Genomic DNA, 16,408 nt, shown 5'->3' on the forward strand with positions numbered 1-16,408 from the left:
TGGCAGGCTACCCGCACGCAACGGAGCAGTAACTGTGCGACCAGCCAATGATGACTGACCGACAGGAGGCCGGCCGATGGGTGAAAAGGTTACCTACCAGAGCAATGGTGGTACCAGCGAGGGATACCTGGCGTTACCCGCCAGCGGGGCGTCCGGCCCGGCCGTCATCGTGATCCAGGAGTGGTGGGGACTCGTCCCACACATCACCGGTGTCGCCGACCGGTTCGCCGAGGCCGGCTTCGTGGCCCTCGCGCCCGATCTCTACCACGGCGCCGCGACCAGCGAACCCGACCAGGCCCAGCGCTTGCTCATGGGCCTGGCGATGGACCAGGCCGCCCGGGACATCGCCGGTGCGGCCGACTACCTCGCCGGACGGCCGGAGGCGACCGGTCAGGTCGGTGCCGTCGGATTCTGTGCCGGTGGCAGTCTCGCCCTCTGGTCCGCGACGCTGTCGCCCCGGATCGTCGCGACCGTCGGTTTCTACCCGGCCCTGCCGTGGGAGCGGATGCGACCGGACTGGGCCGGGTACGCCGGCAAGTCCGCCATCGTCCACTGCTCCGAAGAGGACGGCACCTCCGCCGACGAGGGCGTACAGGCCGCCCAGCGGGCGATCAAGGAAGCCGGCGGCGAGTGCACCCTGCACGACTACCCGGGCACCCAGCACGCCTTCTTCAACGACGATCGGCCGGAGGTCTTCGACCGGCAGTCCGCCGCCAGCGCCTGGGCCCGTACGCTCGAATTCTTCCGGAGCAAGCTTGGCTGAGCCCCGTACGGCCGACGAGGTGCTCGCCCGCGCCCAGCGGGCGAGCGACCTGCCCGACCTCGACGGCGCCATCGCCGACTGTTTTGCCTGCTCCCGCCTTGTCGCCTGGCGGGAGGAGGTGGCCGCGACCCGCCGGGCGGCGTTCCGGGACCAGGAGTACTGGGGACGGCCGGTGCCCGGGTTCGGTGCCGCCGACGCCCGGATCGTCATCCTCGGCCTGGCCCCGGCCGCGCACGGCGGTAACCGCACCGGTCGGATCTTCACCGGTGACCGCTCCGGCGACGTGCTCTTCGCCGCGATGCACCGGGCCGGCCTGGCCAACCAGCCGACCAGCGTCGCCGCCGACGACGGACTGACCCTGCGGCACACACGGATCTTCTCCGCGGTGCGCTGCGCGCCGCCGGACAACAAGCCGACCCCGGTCGAACGGGACACCTGCGCACCCTGGCTGCACCGCGAGGTGCGGCTGGTGGCGCCGACCGTGCGGGTGGTGGTGGCACTGGGCGCCTTCGCCTGGGCCGCGTGGTGGCCGGTGCTCCGCCAGGTGTACGGCGCACGACCGCCCAGCCCGCGTCCCAGGTTCTCCCATGGGGCACACTGGTCGGGCGGCGGGACCGCGCCGGATCTGCTCGGCTGCTATCACGTCAGTCAGCAAAACACCTTCACCGGGCGGTTGACACCAGCGATGCTTGACGGGATATTCACCCGGGCAAAGGGTCTGGCCGGGTTGGAATAAGACATAGGCGACGGTTCGGGGGCGGTAAGCGGGATGGCCGGTTCCGCTCTGCGTAGGTGGTGGCCGCTTGCGGCGGTGGCGCTTCTGCTCGCCCTCGCCGCGCTCTCGACCGCGCAATCGTCGCTCCGGATCGACCGGCTCGAACAGGCCGAGCAGGCCCCACCGGCCGAGGATGTCCTGATCCAGCCGTCGCAGCAGGTGCCGCAGACCGAACCTCCGCTGGAGCTCGCCCCGGCCGAGCCGTGGACGGTTCCCGGCTGGCTGGTCGCCGCCGCGTTCGGGCTCGCCGCCCTCGGGCTGCTGGCCCTGCTCGTCGTGGTGGTCCGCCGACTCCTGCGGGACCTCGCCCGCCGACGGGCCGGAAGGATGCCGCCAGGTGCCCGGTCGGCGACAGCCGCGCAGACCGCCGAGGCGGTGGTGGCCGCCCTCGACGCCGGGCTGGTCGACCTCTCCGACTCCGACACCGACCCGCGCCGGGCGGTGATCGCCTGCTGGGTCCGGTTGGAGCAGGCGGCGTCCGCCGCCGGGGTACCCCGGCAGGTCGGCGACACCCCGACCGACCTGGTGACCCGGCTGCTGCGCGGTGGCACCGGAGTGGTCAGCGCCGAGGTGCTGGCCGCGTTCGCCCAGGTCTACCGCGAGGCCAGGTACGCCACCCACAGTGTCGACGAGCGGATGCGGGCCCAGGCCCGGTCCGCGCTGGAGCGGCTCCGCTCCGAACTGACCACGAGGGTGGCTTCGTGAGCGACCGTACGGCCAGCATCGACGATCTGCTCGGCACCGGGGAACCGTTCGGCTACGAGCCGGAGCCGCAGCCCACGGTCACCCGCCGACGGTTCCGCCTCGGCTGGTGGATCCGGGCGGTGCTGCTCGCCGCCGGGTTCACCGCCGTCACCGTCGTCGGGCTCCGGATGTTCTCCCTCGGGATCTCCGTACCGGCGGCGTTCGCCGGCTGGCTGGCCCTGCTGCTGCTGCGCCGGGCCACCGGCCAGGTGGCACCACCACCACGGCGTACGGTCCGGCCGCTGCACTCGTCCGGCGCCGACGACGGGATGTACCACTTCGGCTCGATCGACGCGCTCCGGGCCGCGGTCAACGTGTGGGAGAACAGGTTGATCGGGTCCGAGGCCCGGGGCAGGTACGCCGAGGCAGTCCACCCGGACCTCGGTGAGCTGGTCGACGAGCGGCTGCGCCAGCGGCACGGACTGACCCGGGCCACCGAACCGGAGCGGGCCCGCAAGCTCCTCGGCGAGCAGGTCTGGAAGTTCCTCGACAGCCCCCCGAAGCGGACGCCCCCGCCGCGTGAGCTCGCCGCGATCGTCGCCCAATTGGAGAAGTTATGAACGACGCCGACCAGGTCCAGACGACTTCCGTCTTCGAGGTGGCCCGACTGGCCCGGGCAGTGCTGGACCAGGTCGGCACCGTGGTGGTCGGCAAACGGGACGCCCTGGAGCTGGTGCTCGCCGGCATCCTGGCCGGCGGTCACGTACTCCTGGAGGACCTGCCGGGCCTGGGCAAGACGCTGACCGCGCGTTCGTTCGCGCAGGCGCTCGGGCTCGACTTCCGCCGGTTGCAGTTCACCCCGGACCTGCTCCCCGCCGACGTCACCGGCTCGTTCCTCTACGACCAGCGCAGCGCCGACTTCACCTTCCGGGCCGGGCCGGTCTTCACCAACCTGCTGCTCGCCGACGAGATCAACCGGACCCCGCCGAAGACCCAGTCGGCGCTGCTGGAGGCGATGCAGGAGAAGCAGGTCTCGGTCGAGGGTGTCACCTACCGGCTGGACCCGCCGTTCCACGTCCTCGCCACCGCCAACCCGATCGAGTACGAGGGCACCTATCCGCTGCCCGAGGCACAGCTCGACCGGTTCCTGCTCCGGGTCTCGTTCGGCTACCCGGCCCGCGAGGAGGAGTGGGAGGTGCTGCGTCGCCGGATGTCCCGCCGCCAGGAGGAGGCGGAGCTGGCACCGATCGTCAACGCCGCCCGGCTGCGCCAGATGCAGGCCGCGTTGGAGGACGTGGTGGTGGAGGACTCGATCGGCCGTTACATCGTCGACCTGACCTCGGCCACCCGGGAGCACGCCTCGGTGCTGGTCGGAGCCTCGCCCCGAGGCTCGCTCGCCCTGCTGCTGCTGGCCCGGGCGAAGGCGGCGCTCGCCGGCCGGGACTACGTCATCCCGGAGGACGTCAAGGAGGTGGCGGCGCCCGCGCTGGCGCACCGGATCACGTTGCGGCCGGAGATGTGGCTGCGTCGGGTCGATCCCGCCTTTGTCGTCCACGAGGTGCTCGACCGGACCCCGGCACCGGCCAGTGGCGCGCTGCCGAGCTACGCCAGCGGAGCACGCGCGGTATGACCGGCAGCTCCGTGCCCCTGAGGGCCGCCGTACCGCAGCCGCGTCGTGGCGCGCAGGGCGACCCCGGTCCGGAGTCGGTGCCGGTGTCGACGTCGGAGACCGGGGCGGTGCCGCAGTGGTGGACGCCGACCCGGGCGCTCGGCCGGGCCGTGCTCCTCACCGGTCTGCTGCTGATGGGCGGCGTGCTGCTCGGTCGGGTCGACCTGGTGGTGCTCGCCGCGCCGTTCGCGCTCGGCACCGCGTACGCCCTGCGGCGACGTCCCGCCGAGCCGCCCCGGATCCAGGTGGCTGCCGAGGACGGGACGCTGGTCGAGGGAGGCGTGTTCGCCGGTGTGGTGACCGTGGGCAACCCGGACCTGGCCGGTTACGACCTGGCCGTGGTCCGGACCAGGGTCTCGCCGTGGATCACCATCCGCGAGGCCGGGTTCGCCGGGCCGGCCGGGGTGGGCCGGCCGTTGGCGTTCTCCGTGGTCGCGGGTGAGGCGGTCGACCTGGAGCTGACCGGGCTCACCACCCGCTGGGGTCGGCACCCGTTCGGCCCGGCCGGTGTGCGGGCCGTCGCCTGCGCCGGGCTGCTCTCCAGCCGGCCGGTGCTGGTTGATCCGCAGCGGGTCCGGGTCTATCCGATGACCGAGCCGTTCGACGCCGACGAGGCGATGCCCCGGGCCGCGGGCCTGGTCGGCGGCCACCGGTCCCGGCGACCGGGCGAGGGCGGAGAACTGGCCGGCGTACGCATCTTCGGCCCCGGTGACCGGTTGCGCCGAGTCGACTGGCGGGTGTCGCTACGGGCCCGGCAACTGCACGTCGCCGCCACCCTGTCGGATCGGGACGCCGAGGTGGTGCTCCTGCTCGACGTGCTCGCCGAGGCGGGCCGTTCCGGCGGTGTACGGGGCACCGCGTCGGTGCTCGACACCACCGTCCGGGCCGCCGCCGCGATTGCCGAGCACTACCTGCACCGGGGCGACCGGGTCTCGTTGCTCGAGTACGGCCCGGCCGCCCGCCGGCTCCGTCCCGCCACCGGCCGGCGGCAGTACCTGATCGCGCTGGAGTGGCTGCTCGACGTCACCGCCGCCAACTCCGAGCACGAACCGTACGACCAGGTCTTCGGACCCCAGGTGCTCTCCTCGAACGCGCTCGTGGTGGTGCTCACTCCGCTGGTCGACACCCGTTCGGCGGCGATGCTGGCCCGGTTGGTCCGCTCCGGTCGGTTCGTGGTCGCGGTGGACACCCTGCCGGAGCTGACCGCCCCGCCCCGACGCGGCCAGTGGACCGAGGTGGCCCACCGGCTCTGGCGACTCGATCGGGAGAACACCATCGGACAGCTGCGGGAGCACGGCGTACCGGTGGTGCCGTGGGCCGGTGCCGGCAGCCTCGACCTGGTGCTCCGTGACGTCGCCCGGCTCGCCTCCGCGCCCAGGGCGGTCGGCCGGTGACCGAAACGATCATGGATGACCGAAGGTGGGTGGGCCGGTGAACGCCATCTCCGAGCGGATCCGGTCGATCTACACGGTGATCACCCGTGCCACCCTGGCCCCGCTGCTGCTGCGTTGCGTGATCTTCCTCAGCGGGCTGGTCGCGTTCGTGCTGGCGTACCCGCCGGCGATCCTGGCCAGCCGGGCAGTGGTCCTGCTGCTGATCGCCGCGCTCCTGCCGGCGATCGCCCCGGGACGGGTCTGGCCGACCCTCACCGTGCTCCTGACGGTGATCGGCTGGGTTGCCCAGACGAGCTACTACGGCGAGCCGATCGAGCTCTGGCGGCTGCTCGGGCTGGCCACCTTCCTCTACCTGACCCACAGCCTCTGCGCCCTGGCGGCCCAACTGCCGTACGACGCGGCGGTCTCGCCCGACCTGATCGCCCGCTGGGTGGTGAACGCGCTGGCGGTGGTGCTCGCCTCGGCCGTACTGGCGGTGTTGCTGATCGCGCTGGCCGAGCGGTGGGACGAGGGCGGCTTCGTGGTCGCCGCGATCGCCGGTCTTGCCGTCGCCGCCCTGGCGGCCTCTCTGCTCAGTTGGATGTTGCGGCGCACCGGGACAGAGTGACGTCGATCTCATATGTGGCCTGGTCAGCTAAGTCACGCTGGCGTTCTCGGTCACAACCGGGGCATCTACCGCCCAGAAGTTATCGGGCCGGGGAAAGATAGAAGGGTGAAAAAACGGATCCTCGTAGTTGGCGCTGGGCACGTCGGGTTGTACGCGGCCCTGCGTCTGTCGAAGAAGCTCCACTCGTGGGAGGCCGAGGTGATGGTGGTTGACCCCCAACCACACATGACCTATCAGCCGTTCCTGCCCGAGGCGTCCGCGGGCAACATCTCCCCGCGGCACGCGGTGGTTCCGCTGCGCCGGGCGCTGCGGAACTGCACGATCGTCGCCGGTGAGGTGACCCGGATCGAGCACGCCCGGAAGACAGCGACCGTCCAGCCGATCATCGGACCGGCCCGGGAGATCCCGTACGACCACATCATCGTGGCGCCGGGGTCGGTGTCGCGGACCCTGCCGATTCCCGGTCTGCGTGAGCAGGGGATCGGGTTCAAGACCATCGGTGAGGCCATCTACCTGCGCAACCACGTGCTGGACCGGCTCGACGTGGCGGCCGCCACCGCCGACCCGGTGACCCGGCGCAACGCGTTGACCTTCGTCTTCGTCGGTGGCGGGTACGCCGGCATCGAGGCTCTGGCCGAGATGGAGGACATGGCCCGGGACGCGCTGAAGTACTACCCGGAGCTCTCGTCGGAGGACATGCGGTGGGTGCTGGTCGAGGCGACCCTGCGGGTGCTGCCCGAGGTCGACCGTGACATGGGCGCGTACACCGTGCAGCAGTTGCTCAAGCGCAAGATGGACATCCGGCTGGACACCCGGTTGGAATCCTGCGTGGACGGCGTGGTCAAGCTCTCCGACGGGGACAGCTTCCGGGCTGACACGATCGTCTGGACCGCCGGTGTCAAGCCGTCGCCGATGCTCGACCAGACCGACCTGCCCCGTGACGAGCGGCGCCGGGTGACCTGTCTGCCGACCCTCCAGGTGGTCGACGGGGACCGGGTGCTGGAGGGGGCGTGGAGCGCCGGCGACTGTGCGGCGGTGCCGGACCTGACCGGTCCGCCCGGCACGTTCTGCTCACCCAGCGCCCAGCACGCGGTGCGTCAGGCGGCCCAGATGGCCGACAACATCCGGGCGGTGCTGCGCAGCCGGCTGCCGAAGAACTACAAGCACAAGCACGCGGGCAGCGTGGCGAGCCTCGGGCTGCACAAGGGCGTGGCCCAGGTGTACGGCATCAAGTTGACCGGCCTGCCGGCCTGGGCCATGCACCGGGCGTACCACCTGAGTCGGATCCCGTCGCTCAACCGCAAGGTCCGGGTGCTGGTCGACTGGGTGCTCGCCTTCGTCCTGCGCCGTGAGGTGGTCGCTCTGGGCCAGCTGCACGACCCGCGCGAGGAGTTCGTCGAGGCCACCCCGCGCATCGCCCCCCGCTCCTGAGGTGTAAGGAAGGGCCCCTTGTTATCGCTTTTTGTATAACAAGGGGCCCTTCCTAACGCTCGGGCCGGGCGTCCCTGTGCCGGGCGGATGCCGGCACGGGGTGGTTAGCGGATCTTCCAGGTCCAGGCGTCGGCGACCCGGGTCGCCGGCCCCAGCAGGCCCTCGAGCGCGGTGCGCAGGCTCTCGGCCCGGGGTGCGTCGTCGGCCAGGACCACGCAGGAGGCGTTCCAGAAGGCCAGGTCGCCGCGGGCGCGCTGGCGCTGCTCGTCGCTGATCGGGGGCACCGCGCCGGTCTTCGCGACCTCGGCCAGGAGCGCCGAGGTGGGCTGCTTGTAGGTGCCCATCGACGCCTTGCCGCCGGACGCGTACGGCCCGATGAAGAAGCCCTCCGGCATGCCGAACTCGTTGTTGGCCGCGGCTGCCCAGCGCATCGCCCATGGTTCCTTCGGCGTCGGCAACGGCACCGGCACCAGTACCCCGCCCGGGGCGACACAGTCGCGCCAGTGTCCGCCGCTGATGAACGTCGGCAGCGGCGGCCGCGCGGCGGTCGGCAGCGGGGTGGGGAAGATCGGCAGGAGGGCGGCGGCGGCCAGCGCCGGCACCAGGATCCGGGTCGACCGGACCTCGGCCCGCGACGCCCGGTCGACGGCGAGCACCAGCACCGTCGCGATCAGCGGGATCAGCGCCAGGGCGAACCGCATCGGCAGTGCGCCGTCCACCACGGGTACGCCGAGCAGCAGCCCGTACGGCCCGGGGAAGCTGGTCCGCTCTCCGTTGATCACCAGGTCGGGGCCGAGCGAGAGTGCTGCCATCAGCACCCCTGCGGCGGTGACCGCGATCAGTAGCGGGCGCCGTACCCGTTGCTGGAACAGCCAGACCACGGCGGCGACGGTGACGAGCAGCAGCGGCCAGCCGAGGAAGGTGTTGTACTCGGCCGGTCCGGTGGTGAGCCGGGCGGACGCGTCGCTGCCGGCGAGCGAGAGCGGTGAGATCGCCGTCCAGCTCGCCAGGTCGGCCGAGAAGTAGTACGGGCTGAACATGCCGTTCGGGACGCTCTGGGGTCCGGCGAACTGGAACCAGAGTGGGTAGGCCAGGGCGGCTCCGGCCAGCCCGACCGCGATCAGCAGTCCGGTGGCGAATCCCCGCAGCGCCCGCCGGAGGAGTTGCCGGTTCGCGATCCCGTACGCGACGGTCATGATGATCAACGTGAGGGCGGTGAGGAAGAGCACCTCCTCGCCGACGAAGACCTGTACGGAGACCGCTGCGGCGAGTCCGATCCCGGAGGTGACGATCCGGCGTCGGTCCGGCCCGGGTCGGTCCGGCCGGGCGGTCGGGTCGGCGGCCCGGAGCAGTCGTACCACCAGCCAGACGATCACCGGGATCAGCCAGAGCGCGGTCATGTGCAGGTGGCTGTTGGTCTGGGAGATCATGCCGGGGGCGAAGCCGCAGAAGCCGCCGCCGAGCGCGGCGGCGAGCCGCCGGGCACCCAGGACCCGCCGGAAGAGCAGGAACCAGGCGATCGCGGTGACGGCCAGGTTGCCCGCGACCAGCAGGGCGAAGGTCGTCGTCACCCCGAAGACGAGTGTTACCGGGGCGAAGAGCACTCCCGGGGCGATGATCGTGGTGTTCGCCATCAGGTTCACCCCGTCGGGGGCGTTGAGCCGGTCGCTGAGCAGCCCGAAGTCGCCGAGCAGGGCCCGGGCGTCGGCAGCCAGGAACCACTCGTAGAGCACCTGGTCCTCGGGGTTGAGCGAGAGCGTACGGGCACCGGGATCGGGCCACATTCCGCTGGTCAACCATCCGGCCAGGAGCAGGAAGAGAAGGCAGATCCCCAGGTCGGGTAGGTGTGGGCGGATGGCTGCCTGCCACCGGGCCCACCGGGACCGGGGTACGCCGGCAATGGTGTCCGCTGTGTCCTCGCTAAGTTTGGTGTCCTGCGCTGCGGGGGCTGGGCTGGTCACGGCCTTGACCCTAATGCCGATCGGTCGACGGGGTGCGCCCGGTGGGCGCCAACCCGCTACCGTGACAGGCACGAGGGTGCGGGTGCCCTCGTGAGCCGCCTGCCCGGGTGGTGGAAAGGCAGACACGGCCGCCTTAAAAGCGGCTGCCGCAAGGCATGCGGGTTCGACCCCCGCCCCGGGCACCAGCATTTGCCATACCATCTGGGTATCTGAATCCCGCAAAGTTGGCAAAGACCCACTACCCTTGAGCGCGGCACGGTCTCACCGTGTATCGACCCCCTGAGGGAGGCCTGAAAGTGAAGACTTCCAACCCGGTGCTGGCCCGGCTCGGCCAGGCGGCCGAGCGCGAGCGGGCCGCCGGGTACGCCCCGGCCGGTCCGTACGGGCAGCCCGGCTACGGGCAGCCGTACCCGACGACGGCGGGAGCCTACCCGGCCGCACCCCCTGCGGTGCAGCCGATGTCCATCGACGATGTTGTGGTCAAGACCGTCACCCTGCTCGGCATCACGGGGGCCTCCGCCACCGCAGCCTGGCTGCTGGTGCCGGACGCCCTGATGGGCCTGGCCTGGATCGGTGCGCTGGTGGTCGGGCTGGTGCTCGGCCTGGTGATCAGCTTCTCCCGGATGGCCAACCCGGCGCTTGTGATCGCCTACGCCGTGGTCGAGGGTGTTCTCGTCGGCGCGGTGAGCAAGGCCTTCGAGTCGCTCTACAACGGCATCGTGCTCCAGGCGGTGGTCGCCACCTTCGGGGTGTTCTTCCTGATGGCGATCCTCTACCGGGCGAAGGCGATCCGGGCGACGCCCAAGTTCGTCCGTGGCGTCATCGCCGCGATGGTCGGCCTGTTCGCGGTCATTCTGATCAACCTGGTGCTGTCGCTGTTCGGTTTCGACACCGGCCTGCGTAGTGGTGGCCCGCTGGCGATCGGCTTCAGCCTGATCTGCATCGTGGTCGCCTCGCTCAGCTTCATCCTGAGCTTCCACGAGGTCGAAGAGGGCGTACGCATGGGCCTTCCCCAGCGTTACTCCTGGACCGCGGCGTTCGGCATCCTGGTCAGCCTCATCTGGCTCTACTTCGAGGTGCTGCGCCTGATCAGCTACTTCCAGGGTGACGACTGACACCTGTCGCGTCGACCTGATCGAGTCCGCCGGACGCCCGCCCCGAGTTTCTCGGGGCGGGCGTCCGCCGTTGCGGTCCAGCCACCGGTCGGGGTCTCGGATCTGGAGCGCCGGGGCATTAGGGTCGGGGGATGGGTGCGGAGGAGTTGGGTCGGTCGGTCGAGCTGCTGGTCGGTCAGGTGGCGCACTGGATCGGACCCCGGTGGGCCGCCTCGGCCACGGTCGGCAACGTCTCCCGGGCGGATCTGCTGCACCGGCTGATCCAGCAGCTCGCCAACCTGGCTGCGGACGCCGAGGGCGGACCACGACGTACGGTGCCCCGGCTCGACAACGATCTTGCCCTGCCGGACCAGCTTCGGGTGGTCACGGCAGACCTGCTGGCCGCCGCCCCGGCCGCGTCGGTGCTCGCCGAGGCGGAGGCGGAGGTGACGGCGACCCGCCGTGCCCTGTAGGGCCAGGCAGGTCGAGACCGTCCACCGCGTGCCGGACTAGCTGAGCCGTTCCAGGATCAGGGCCATGCCCTGACCGCCGCCGACGCACATCGTCTCCAGGCCGATGCTCTTGTCGTGCCAGCGCATCGAGTTGATCAGGGTGCCGGTGATCCGCGCCCCGGTCATCCCGAAGGGGTGGCCGACCGCGATTGCTCCGCCCATCACGTTCAGCTTCTCGAGCGGGATGTCCAACTCCCGGTACGAGGGGATCACCTGGGCGGCGAACGCCTCGTTGATCTCGACCAGGTCGACGTCGTCGATGGTCATGCCGGCCCGTCGCAGCGCTTGCCGGGACGCCTCGACCGGCCCGAGCCCCATGATCTCCGGGGAGAGCCCGGTGACCCCGGTGGCGACGATCCGGGCCAGCGGAGTGATGCCGAGGTCACGGGCGCGCTGCTCGCTCATCACGATCACCGCCGCCGCGCCGTCGTTCAACGGGCAGCAGTTGCCGGCGGTGATCCTGCCGTCGGGGCGGAACACCGGCTTGAGACCGGCCACCGCCTCCATCGTCACCCCGGCACGGGGTCCGTCGTCGGTGCTCACCAACTCGCCCGAGGGGAGCTTCACCGGTGTGATCTCGCGGGACCAGAAGCCGGCGGCGATCGCCTGTTCGGCGAGGTTCTGGCTGCGTACGCCGAACTCGTCCATTTCGGCGCGGGTGACGTCGTACACCTGGGCCAGGTTTTCCGCGGTCTGCCCCATGGACAGGTAGATGTCGGGCAGTGCGCCGCCCAGCCGGGGGTCGGTCCAGTGCTCGGCACCGGCCTCGGTACGGGCCGCGGACCGGGCCCGGGCATCGGCGAAGCGCGGGTTCTGCCAGCCGCCGCCGACCAGGGCCTGGGCCTCCGGGGGCAGGCCGTCCGAGCTGCCGCGACTGAAGCGTGACACGCATTCGACGCCGGCCGAGACGAAGACGTCGCCCTCACCGGCCGCGATCGCGTGGAAGGCCATCCGGGTGGTCTGCAGCGACGAGGCGCAGTAGCGGGTCACGGTTGCCGCCGGCAGGGTGTCCAGGCCGAGCAGGGTGGCCACCACCCGGCCCATGTTGAAGCCCTGCTCGCCGCCGGGCAGACCGCAACCGAGGTAGAGGTCGTCGATCTGGGTGGGGTCGAGTTGAGGTACCTGGTCGAGCGCGGCCTGGACGATGGTGGCGGCGAGGTCGTCCGGCCGCAGGTCGCGCAGCGAGCCCTTGCCGGCGCGGCCGATCGGGGAACGGGCGGTGGCGACGATGACGGCGGTGCGGGAGGGATCGGTCGACATGGCTCTAACTTAACCGGCGGGTAACTTGTTGCGGAAGTGAGCGCCGCTGTGACCAATTTGGCCCGTCACGGCGAAACGAGGTCCGGAACGGGCCGCAGTCGCCGTCCGGAAACCGGCCCGCGGCGGTCAGTGCTGACGGGTGACCGCCGCTGCTTCCGCCACCGCCGGCAGCAGGGCGTGCGCCCAGACCCGGTACCCGTCCGCCGACGGGTGGTAGCCGTCATGGCAGAGCGTGCCGGCGTCGGCCCGGAAGACCGGCCCGGTCTCGGCACCGAGGTCGACCGCGACCCCGCCCGCTTCGAGTACGGCACGGGCCTGCGCCTTCGCGGTACGTCGACCGAGCAGACCGGCGATCTGCCGGAGCGGCGGTGCGAGGGCGCGTACCGCCCCGAGGTCCGGGCAGGTGCCGACGACGACCTCCACCCCGGCGTTGCGCAGTCGGCGTACGGCGGCGCCGAGGTAGGAGGCGGTCTCACCGGTACGGCGTAGCGCCGTCACGTCGTTGGCCCCGATCAGGATCACCGCCACGTCCGGGCGTTCGCCGAGCAGTGCCCGCGCCACCTGGGTGGCCAGGTCGGTGGCCCGGGAGCCGGAGACACCCACGCTGGAGAGGTGGACCAGTCGTTGCCCCTGCGCCGCCATGGTCCCGCCGCCGATGCCGGCGCCCTCGGAGAGCAGCCAGGCGAGCTGGCCGCCGACGGTGTCCCGGAGCCGGTTGACGCCGACCCCGAGCGCTGCCGAGTCGCCGAGCAGGACCAGTCGCAGTGGTGCCGCACCGGTCCGGCCGACCACCGAGCGCAGCGCCAATCCCAGTTCCGGTTCGGCGTACCGGCGGTTGCGGGCCAGCACGACCTCGCCGGCGAGCACGGCCGCCCCGCCGACCGTACCGGCGACGAGCGTGATCGCGGCGGCCCGGCCGATCCGGCCCGCGATACCGCCCCGACGGCGCCCGGTCCTGCTCGCTGTCATGCTCGCTCCTCCACTGTGGATGACGTCGCTCCGGTCGCCGCCGACTTCTCGCCGTGCCCTGTTTCCGGTCCACCCGCGACCGGCCCGGGTCCGGGCGCCGCCGGCTCCGTTCCGCTTGTTGTGGGCCCAGTGTCCCGCGCCGTCGGCTGTGGGCCACGCGCCGCCGGCTCCTCGCCGCGCTGGTGGCCGAACCAGGCGCGGCGGCGGCGCAACTGCGCCCAGCGACCGGCGGGCCCGCGTTCCCGGCCGCCGACCTCCGCACCGCTGACCTCCGTACCGGCGTTGCGGGCGGCCTCGTGCGCGGCGGCCGGCAACGACCGGACCCCCTCGCCCGCGGCGAGCGGCGGACGCTGCTCCTCGGTGACGCCGAGCGCCATCAGTACGGTCGGCAACAGTGCCGCGGCGGCGACCGCGTACCCCTCGGCCGACGGGTGGAAGCGGTCCCAGGCGAACATCCGGGCGGGCTCGGCGGCGAACCGGGGCCCGAGCAGGTCGCCCAGGGAGACCGTGGCCCCGCCGGCCTCGACCACCGCCACGGTCTGCGCGGCGGCGAGTTGCCGGCTCCACCGCCGGGCCAGCCAGCGCAGCGGGGGTTTGATGGGTCGGATCGCGCCCAGGTCGGGGCAGGTGCCGACGACCACCTGGGCGCCGGCGCCGCGCAGCTCACGGACCGCGTCGACCAGATAGCGTACGGCGATCGACAACGGTGTACGGGCGGTCACGTCGTTTCCGCCGACCAGGATCACGGCCAGGTCCGGCTGCTGTTCCAGGGCCGCTTCCACCTGCGGGGCGAGGCCGGCGGACCGACTGCCCACCACCGCGTACCGGTGCAGTCGGACCGGTCGGCGCAGTCGGCGCGAGACGCCGGTCGCGAGGAGGGCACCCGGGGTCTCCCGTGGGCGGTGCACGCCGTACCCGGCGGCGGAGGAGTCACCGAGTATGACCATGGTCAGGGGCTTGCCCGGGAACCGGGCCCCGTACACCCCGTCACCACGCGGCGGCGGCGCCTCCGCGAGCGGTATGACCCGTCGGGCCTGCCGGGCCTGACCGATCAGCACTCCCCACGCCGCCACCGTGGTCGCCGCGGTGACGCCGGCACCGATGATGGTCAGCTTGGCGATCCGGCGCGCGCGGCGCCACGGCGCCCGTTCCCGCGCCACCGAACCGGCCGTACTCATCAAGCGCCCCCCGCCTACGCGGTCATCCTGCGGCCTCCGAGGCTATCGCGGTGGGTCCTCCCGCGCTGTCATGGTTCCGGCTCCCGGCGACCCGGCCGGCGGCACCGGTCGTCCTCCCTGTCCCTCATCGGGGTGTTCTGCACCTCTGTGCCCTGGTGGGCGCCCTGCCCGGTTCCCGGTCCTGGAAAGGATGTCGCCCCCATGTGCATCATGGGCGGAAGGAGGGTGCGGACAATGGCAAAGACACTGAAGCGGACGGCGGCATTCGCGGCGCTGGCCCGGGCACTGACATCCGGGTCGCGGGGCGGCCCGTCGCTCGGCGCCCGGCTGGCCGCGATACCCCGGATGATCCGCGCGACCGCGCGCGGCGAGTACGACGGCGGCCTGCGACTGGCGCTGATGGCGGCGGCGACCGCGTATGTGGCGTCCCCGATCGACTTCGCCCCGGAACTGCTGCTGGCCGTCTTCGGCCTGGCCGACGACGCGCTGATGGTGACCTGGCTGGCCGGGAGCGTGCTCGCCGAGACCGAGCGTTACCTGCTCTGGGAGGCGCGTCGGGACAGCGTGATCCCCGGTCACGTGGTGCCCTGACGGCACGTAGGCTGGCCTCGCAGCCATGGGGGCTGACCTGGTACAGCCACGGACCACCGCCCGGCCACGAGCCGAGGCCGGCCACGCGGAAAGGCACAGTGAAGTGCGCTACTACGACAATGTCGTCGACCTGATCGGGCACACGCCCCTGGTGCGGTTGCACCAGGTCACCGCCGGCATCACCGCGACGGTGCTCGCCAAGGTGGAGTACTTCAACCCGGGTGGCTCGGTCAAGGACCGGATCGCGCTGCGGATGGTCGAGGAGGCGGAGCAGGCCGGGTTGCTCAAGCCCGGGGGCACGATCGTCGAGCCGACCAGTGGCAACACCGGTGTCGGACTGGCCCTGGTCGCCCAGCTCAGGGGCTACCAGTGTGTCTTCGTCTGCCCGGACAAGGTCAGCGAGGACAAGCGCAACGTGCTGCGGGCGTACGGCGCCGAGGTGGTGGTCTGCCCGACCAACGTCGCCCCGGAGGACCCGCGCTCGTACTACAACGTCTCGAACCGGCTCGCCGACGAGATCCCCAACGCCTGGAAGCCGAACCAGTACGCCAACCCGGCCAACCCGCGTTCGCACTACGAGACGACCGGCCCGGAGCTGTGGGAGCAGACCGAGGGCCGGATCACCCACTTTGTGGCCGGGGTCGGCACCGGCGGCACGATCTCCGGTATCGGCCGTTACCTCAAGGAGGTTTCCGGCGGCGCGGTGAAGATCATCGGCGCTGACCCGGAGGGCTCGGTCTACTCCGGTGGCACCGGCCGGCCGTACCTCGTCGAAGGGGTGGGCGAGGACTTCTGGCCGGAGACGTACGACCAGAACGTGGCCGACCAGATCATCGAGGTCTCGGACAAGGCGTCGTTCGAGCTGACCCGGCGGCTGGCCCGCGAGGAGGGGCTGCTGGTCGGTGGCTCCTGCGGGATGGCCGTGGTCGCCGCGCTGGAGGTGGCCCGGCAGGCCGGCCCGGACGACGTGATCGTGGTGCTGCTGCCCGACGGTGGTCGGGGCTACCTGTCGAAGATCTTCAACGACGACTGGATGGCCCGCTACGGTTTCCTGGAGACCGACAACAGCCAGCCGACCGTGGCCGACGCGCTGGGCAGCAAGCCGGGCGGGGTGCCGGAGCTGATCCACGTACACCCGACCGAGACGGTCCGGGACGCGATCGACTACATGCGCGAGTACGCCGTCTCCCAGTTGCCGGTGCTCAAGGCCGAGCCGCCGGTGGTCACCGGTGAGGTGGCCGGTTCGATCGCCGAGCGGGACCTGCTCGACGCGCTCTTCACCGGTCAGGCGCACCTGCACGACACGATCGAGCGGCACATGGGGCCGCCGCTGCCGATGATCGGTGGTGGGCAGCCGGTGAGCGAGGCGGTCGGTCTGCTGGAGAAGTCCGACGCCGCGCTGGTGCTGGTCGACGGCAAGCCCAGGGGCGTACTGACCCGGCAGGACCTGCTCGCCCACCTCGGCGCCCGCTGACCGGTCGGACGGAACGCACCCCGTCGACCTCCAGGGTCGGCGGGGT

At 71.8% G+C, this 16,408-nt stretch carries 16 protein-coding genes and 1 tRNA gene; 13 read left to right on the forward strand and 4 right to left on the reverse strand.

Features of this window, described 5'->3' with window-relative positions; translation table 11 throughout:
* Positions 1–76 precede the first annotated feature (76 nt).
* The 8 genes from BDK92_RS22840 to BDK92_RS22875 all read left to right on the forward strand — a co-directional run bounded on the left by BDK92_RS22840 (position 77) and on the right by BDK92_RS22875 (position 7,323).
* Positions 77–763, forward strand: coding sequence for a dienelactone hydrolase family protein (locus tag BDK92_RS22840; RefSeq protein WP_121158544.1), 687 nt, complete (start codon positions 77–79; stop codon positions 761–763).
* A gap of 19 nt (positions 764–782) precedes the next feature.
* Positions 783–1,499, forward strand: coding sequence for a uracil-DNA glycosylase (locus tag BDK92_RS22845; protein WP_121162499.1), 717 nt, complete (start codon positions 783–785; stop codon positions 1,497–1,499).
* 33 nt (positions 1,500–1,532) lie between these two features.
* Complete coding sequence (locus BDK92_RS22850) at positions 1,533–2,243, forward strand: DUF4129 domain-containing protein (RefSeq protein ID WP_121158545.1); 711 nt, start codon at positions 1,533–1,535, stop codon at positions 2,241–2,243.
* Positions 2,240–2,842: a hypothetical protein gene (locus BDK92_RS22855; protein ID WP_121158546.1), complete on the forward strand. Its 603-nt coding sequence runs from the start codon at positions 2,240–2,242 to the stop codon at positions 2,840–2,842. Before BDK92_RS22850 ends, BDK92_RS22855 begins: the two co-directional genes overlap by 4 nt.
* Entirely contained in the window at positions 2,839–3,852 is a 1,014-nt protein-coding gene (locus BDK92_RS22860) for an AAA family ATPase (RefSeq protein ID WP_121158547.1), read from the forward strand. Before BDK92_RS22855 ends, BDK92_RS22860 begins: the two co-directional genes overlap by 4 nt.
* The gene (locus BDK92_RS22865; protein ID WP_121158548.1) at positions 3,849–5,285 is read left to right on the forward strand and encodes a DUF58 domain-containing protein; all 1,437 of its coding nucleotides are present in this window, start codon (positions 3,849–3,851) and stop codon (positions 5,283–5,285) included. Before BDK92_RS22860 ends, BDK92_RS22865 begins: the two co-directional genes overlap by 4 nt.
* 37 nt (positions 5,286–5,322) lie before the next feature.
* A complete protein-coding gene (locus tag BDK92_RS22870; RefSeq protein ID WP_121158549.1) occupies positions 5,323–5,892 on the forward strand; it encodes a hypothetical protein in 570 nt (189 codons plus the stop codon).
* A 105-nt stretch (positions 5,893–5,997) separates the two neighbouring features.
* A complete protein-coding gene (locus BDK92_RS22875) occupies positions 5,998–7,323 on the forward strand; it encodes an NAD(P)/FAD-dependent oxidoreductase (protein ID WP_246017201.1) in 1,326 nt (441 codons plus the stop codon).
* A 104-nt stretch (positions 7,324–7,427) separates the two neighbouring features.
* Here the strand turns inward: BDK92_RS22875 and BDK92_RS22880 are convergent, their stop codons facing one another.
* Entirely contained in the window at positions 7,428–9,284 is a 1,857-nt protein-coding gene (locus BDK92_RS22880) for a DUF6541 family protein (RefSeq protein WP_246017202.1), read from the reverse strand.
* A 101-nt stretch (positions 9,285–9,385) separates the two neighbouring features.
* Between BDK92_RS22880 and BDK92_RS22885 the strand changes: the two genes are divergently transcribed.
* The 3 genes from BDK92_RS22885 to BDK92_RS22895 all read left to right on the forward strand — a co-directional run bounded on the left by BDK92_RS22885 (position 9,386) and on the right by BDK92_RS22895 (position 10,851).
* A tRNA-Leu gene (locus BDK92_RS22885) sits at positions 9,386–9,469 on the forward strand.
* Between the two features lie 111 nt (positions 9,470–9,580).
* Complete coding sequence (locus BDK92_RS22890; protein ID WP_121158551.1) at positions 9,581–10,399, forward strand: Bax inhibitor-1/YccA family protein; 819 nt, start codon at positions 9,581–9,583, stop codon at positions 10,397–10,399.
* Positions 10,400–10,530: 131 nt separating this feature from the next.
* On the forward strand, positions 10,531–10,851 hold the full coding sequence (locus BDK92_RS22895) for a hypothetical protein (RefSeq protein WP_121158552.1): 321 nt from the start codon (positions 10,531–10,533) through the stop codon (positions 10,849–10,851).
* Positions 10,852–10,887: 36 nt separating this feature from the next.
* On the opposite strand, the gene BDK92_RS22900 is transcribed toward BDK92_RS22895, so the two are convergent.
* The 3 genes from BDK92_RS22900 to BDK92_RS22910 form a co-directional block, all read right to left on the reverse strand.
* Positions 10,888–12,150, reverse strand: coding sequence for an acetyl-CoA C-acetyltransferase (locus tag BDK92_RS22900; RefSeq protein ID WP_121158553.1), 1,263 nt, complete (start codon positions 12,148–12,150; stop codon positions 10,888–10,890).
* A gap of 126 nt (positions 12,151–12,276) precedes the next feature.
* Positions 12,277–13,119 (reverse strand): SGNH/GDSL hydrolase family protein, encoded by an 843-nt coding sequence (locus tag BDK92_RS22905; RefSeq protein ID WP_121158554.1) that lies wholly within the window; start codon positions 13,117–13,119, stop codon positions 12,277–12,279.
* Positions 13,116–14,297, reverse strand: a complete 1,182-nt coding sequence (locus BDK92_RS22910) for an SGNH/GDSL hydrolase family protein (RefSeq protein ID WP_121158555.1) — start codon at positions 14,295–14,297, stop codon at positions 13,116–13,118. Before BDK92_RS22910 ends, BDK92_RS22905 begins: the two co-directional genes overlap by 4 nt.
* A gap of 234 nt (positions 14,298–14,531) precedes the next feature.
* On the opposite strand from BDK92_RS22910, the gene BDK92_RS22915 reads away from it, so the two are divergent.
* Positions 14,532–14,888, forward strand: coding sequence for a YkvA family protein (locus BDK92_RS22915; protein WP_121158556.1), 357 nt, complete (start codon positions 14,532–14,534; stop codon positions 14,886–14,888).
* Positions 14,889–14,991: 103 nt separating this feature from the next.
* Positions 14,992–16,362 carry a cystathionine beta-synthase gene (locus BDK92_RS22920; protein WP_121162501.1) on the forward strand — a complete coding sequence of 457 codons (1,371 nt, stop codon included), beginning with the start codon at positions 14,992–14,994 and terminating at the stop codon, positions 16,360–16,362.
* Positions 16,363–16,408: the final 46 nt, after the last annotated feature.

This window comes from Micromonospora pisi, from assembly GCF_003633685.1.
In the GTDB taxonomy this organism is placed as follows: domain Bacteria; phylum Actinomycetota; class Actinomycetes; order Mycobacteriales; family Micromonosporaceae; genus Micromonospora_G; species Micromonospora_G pisi.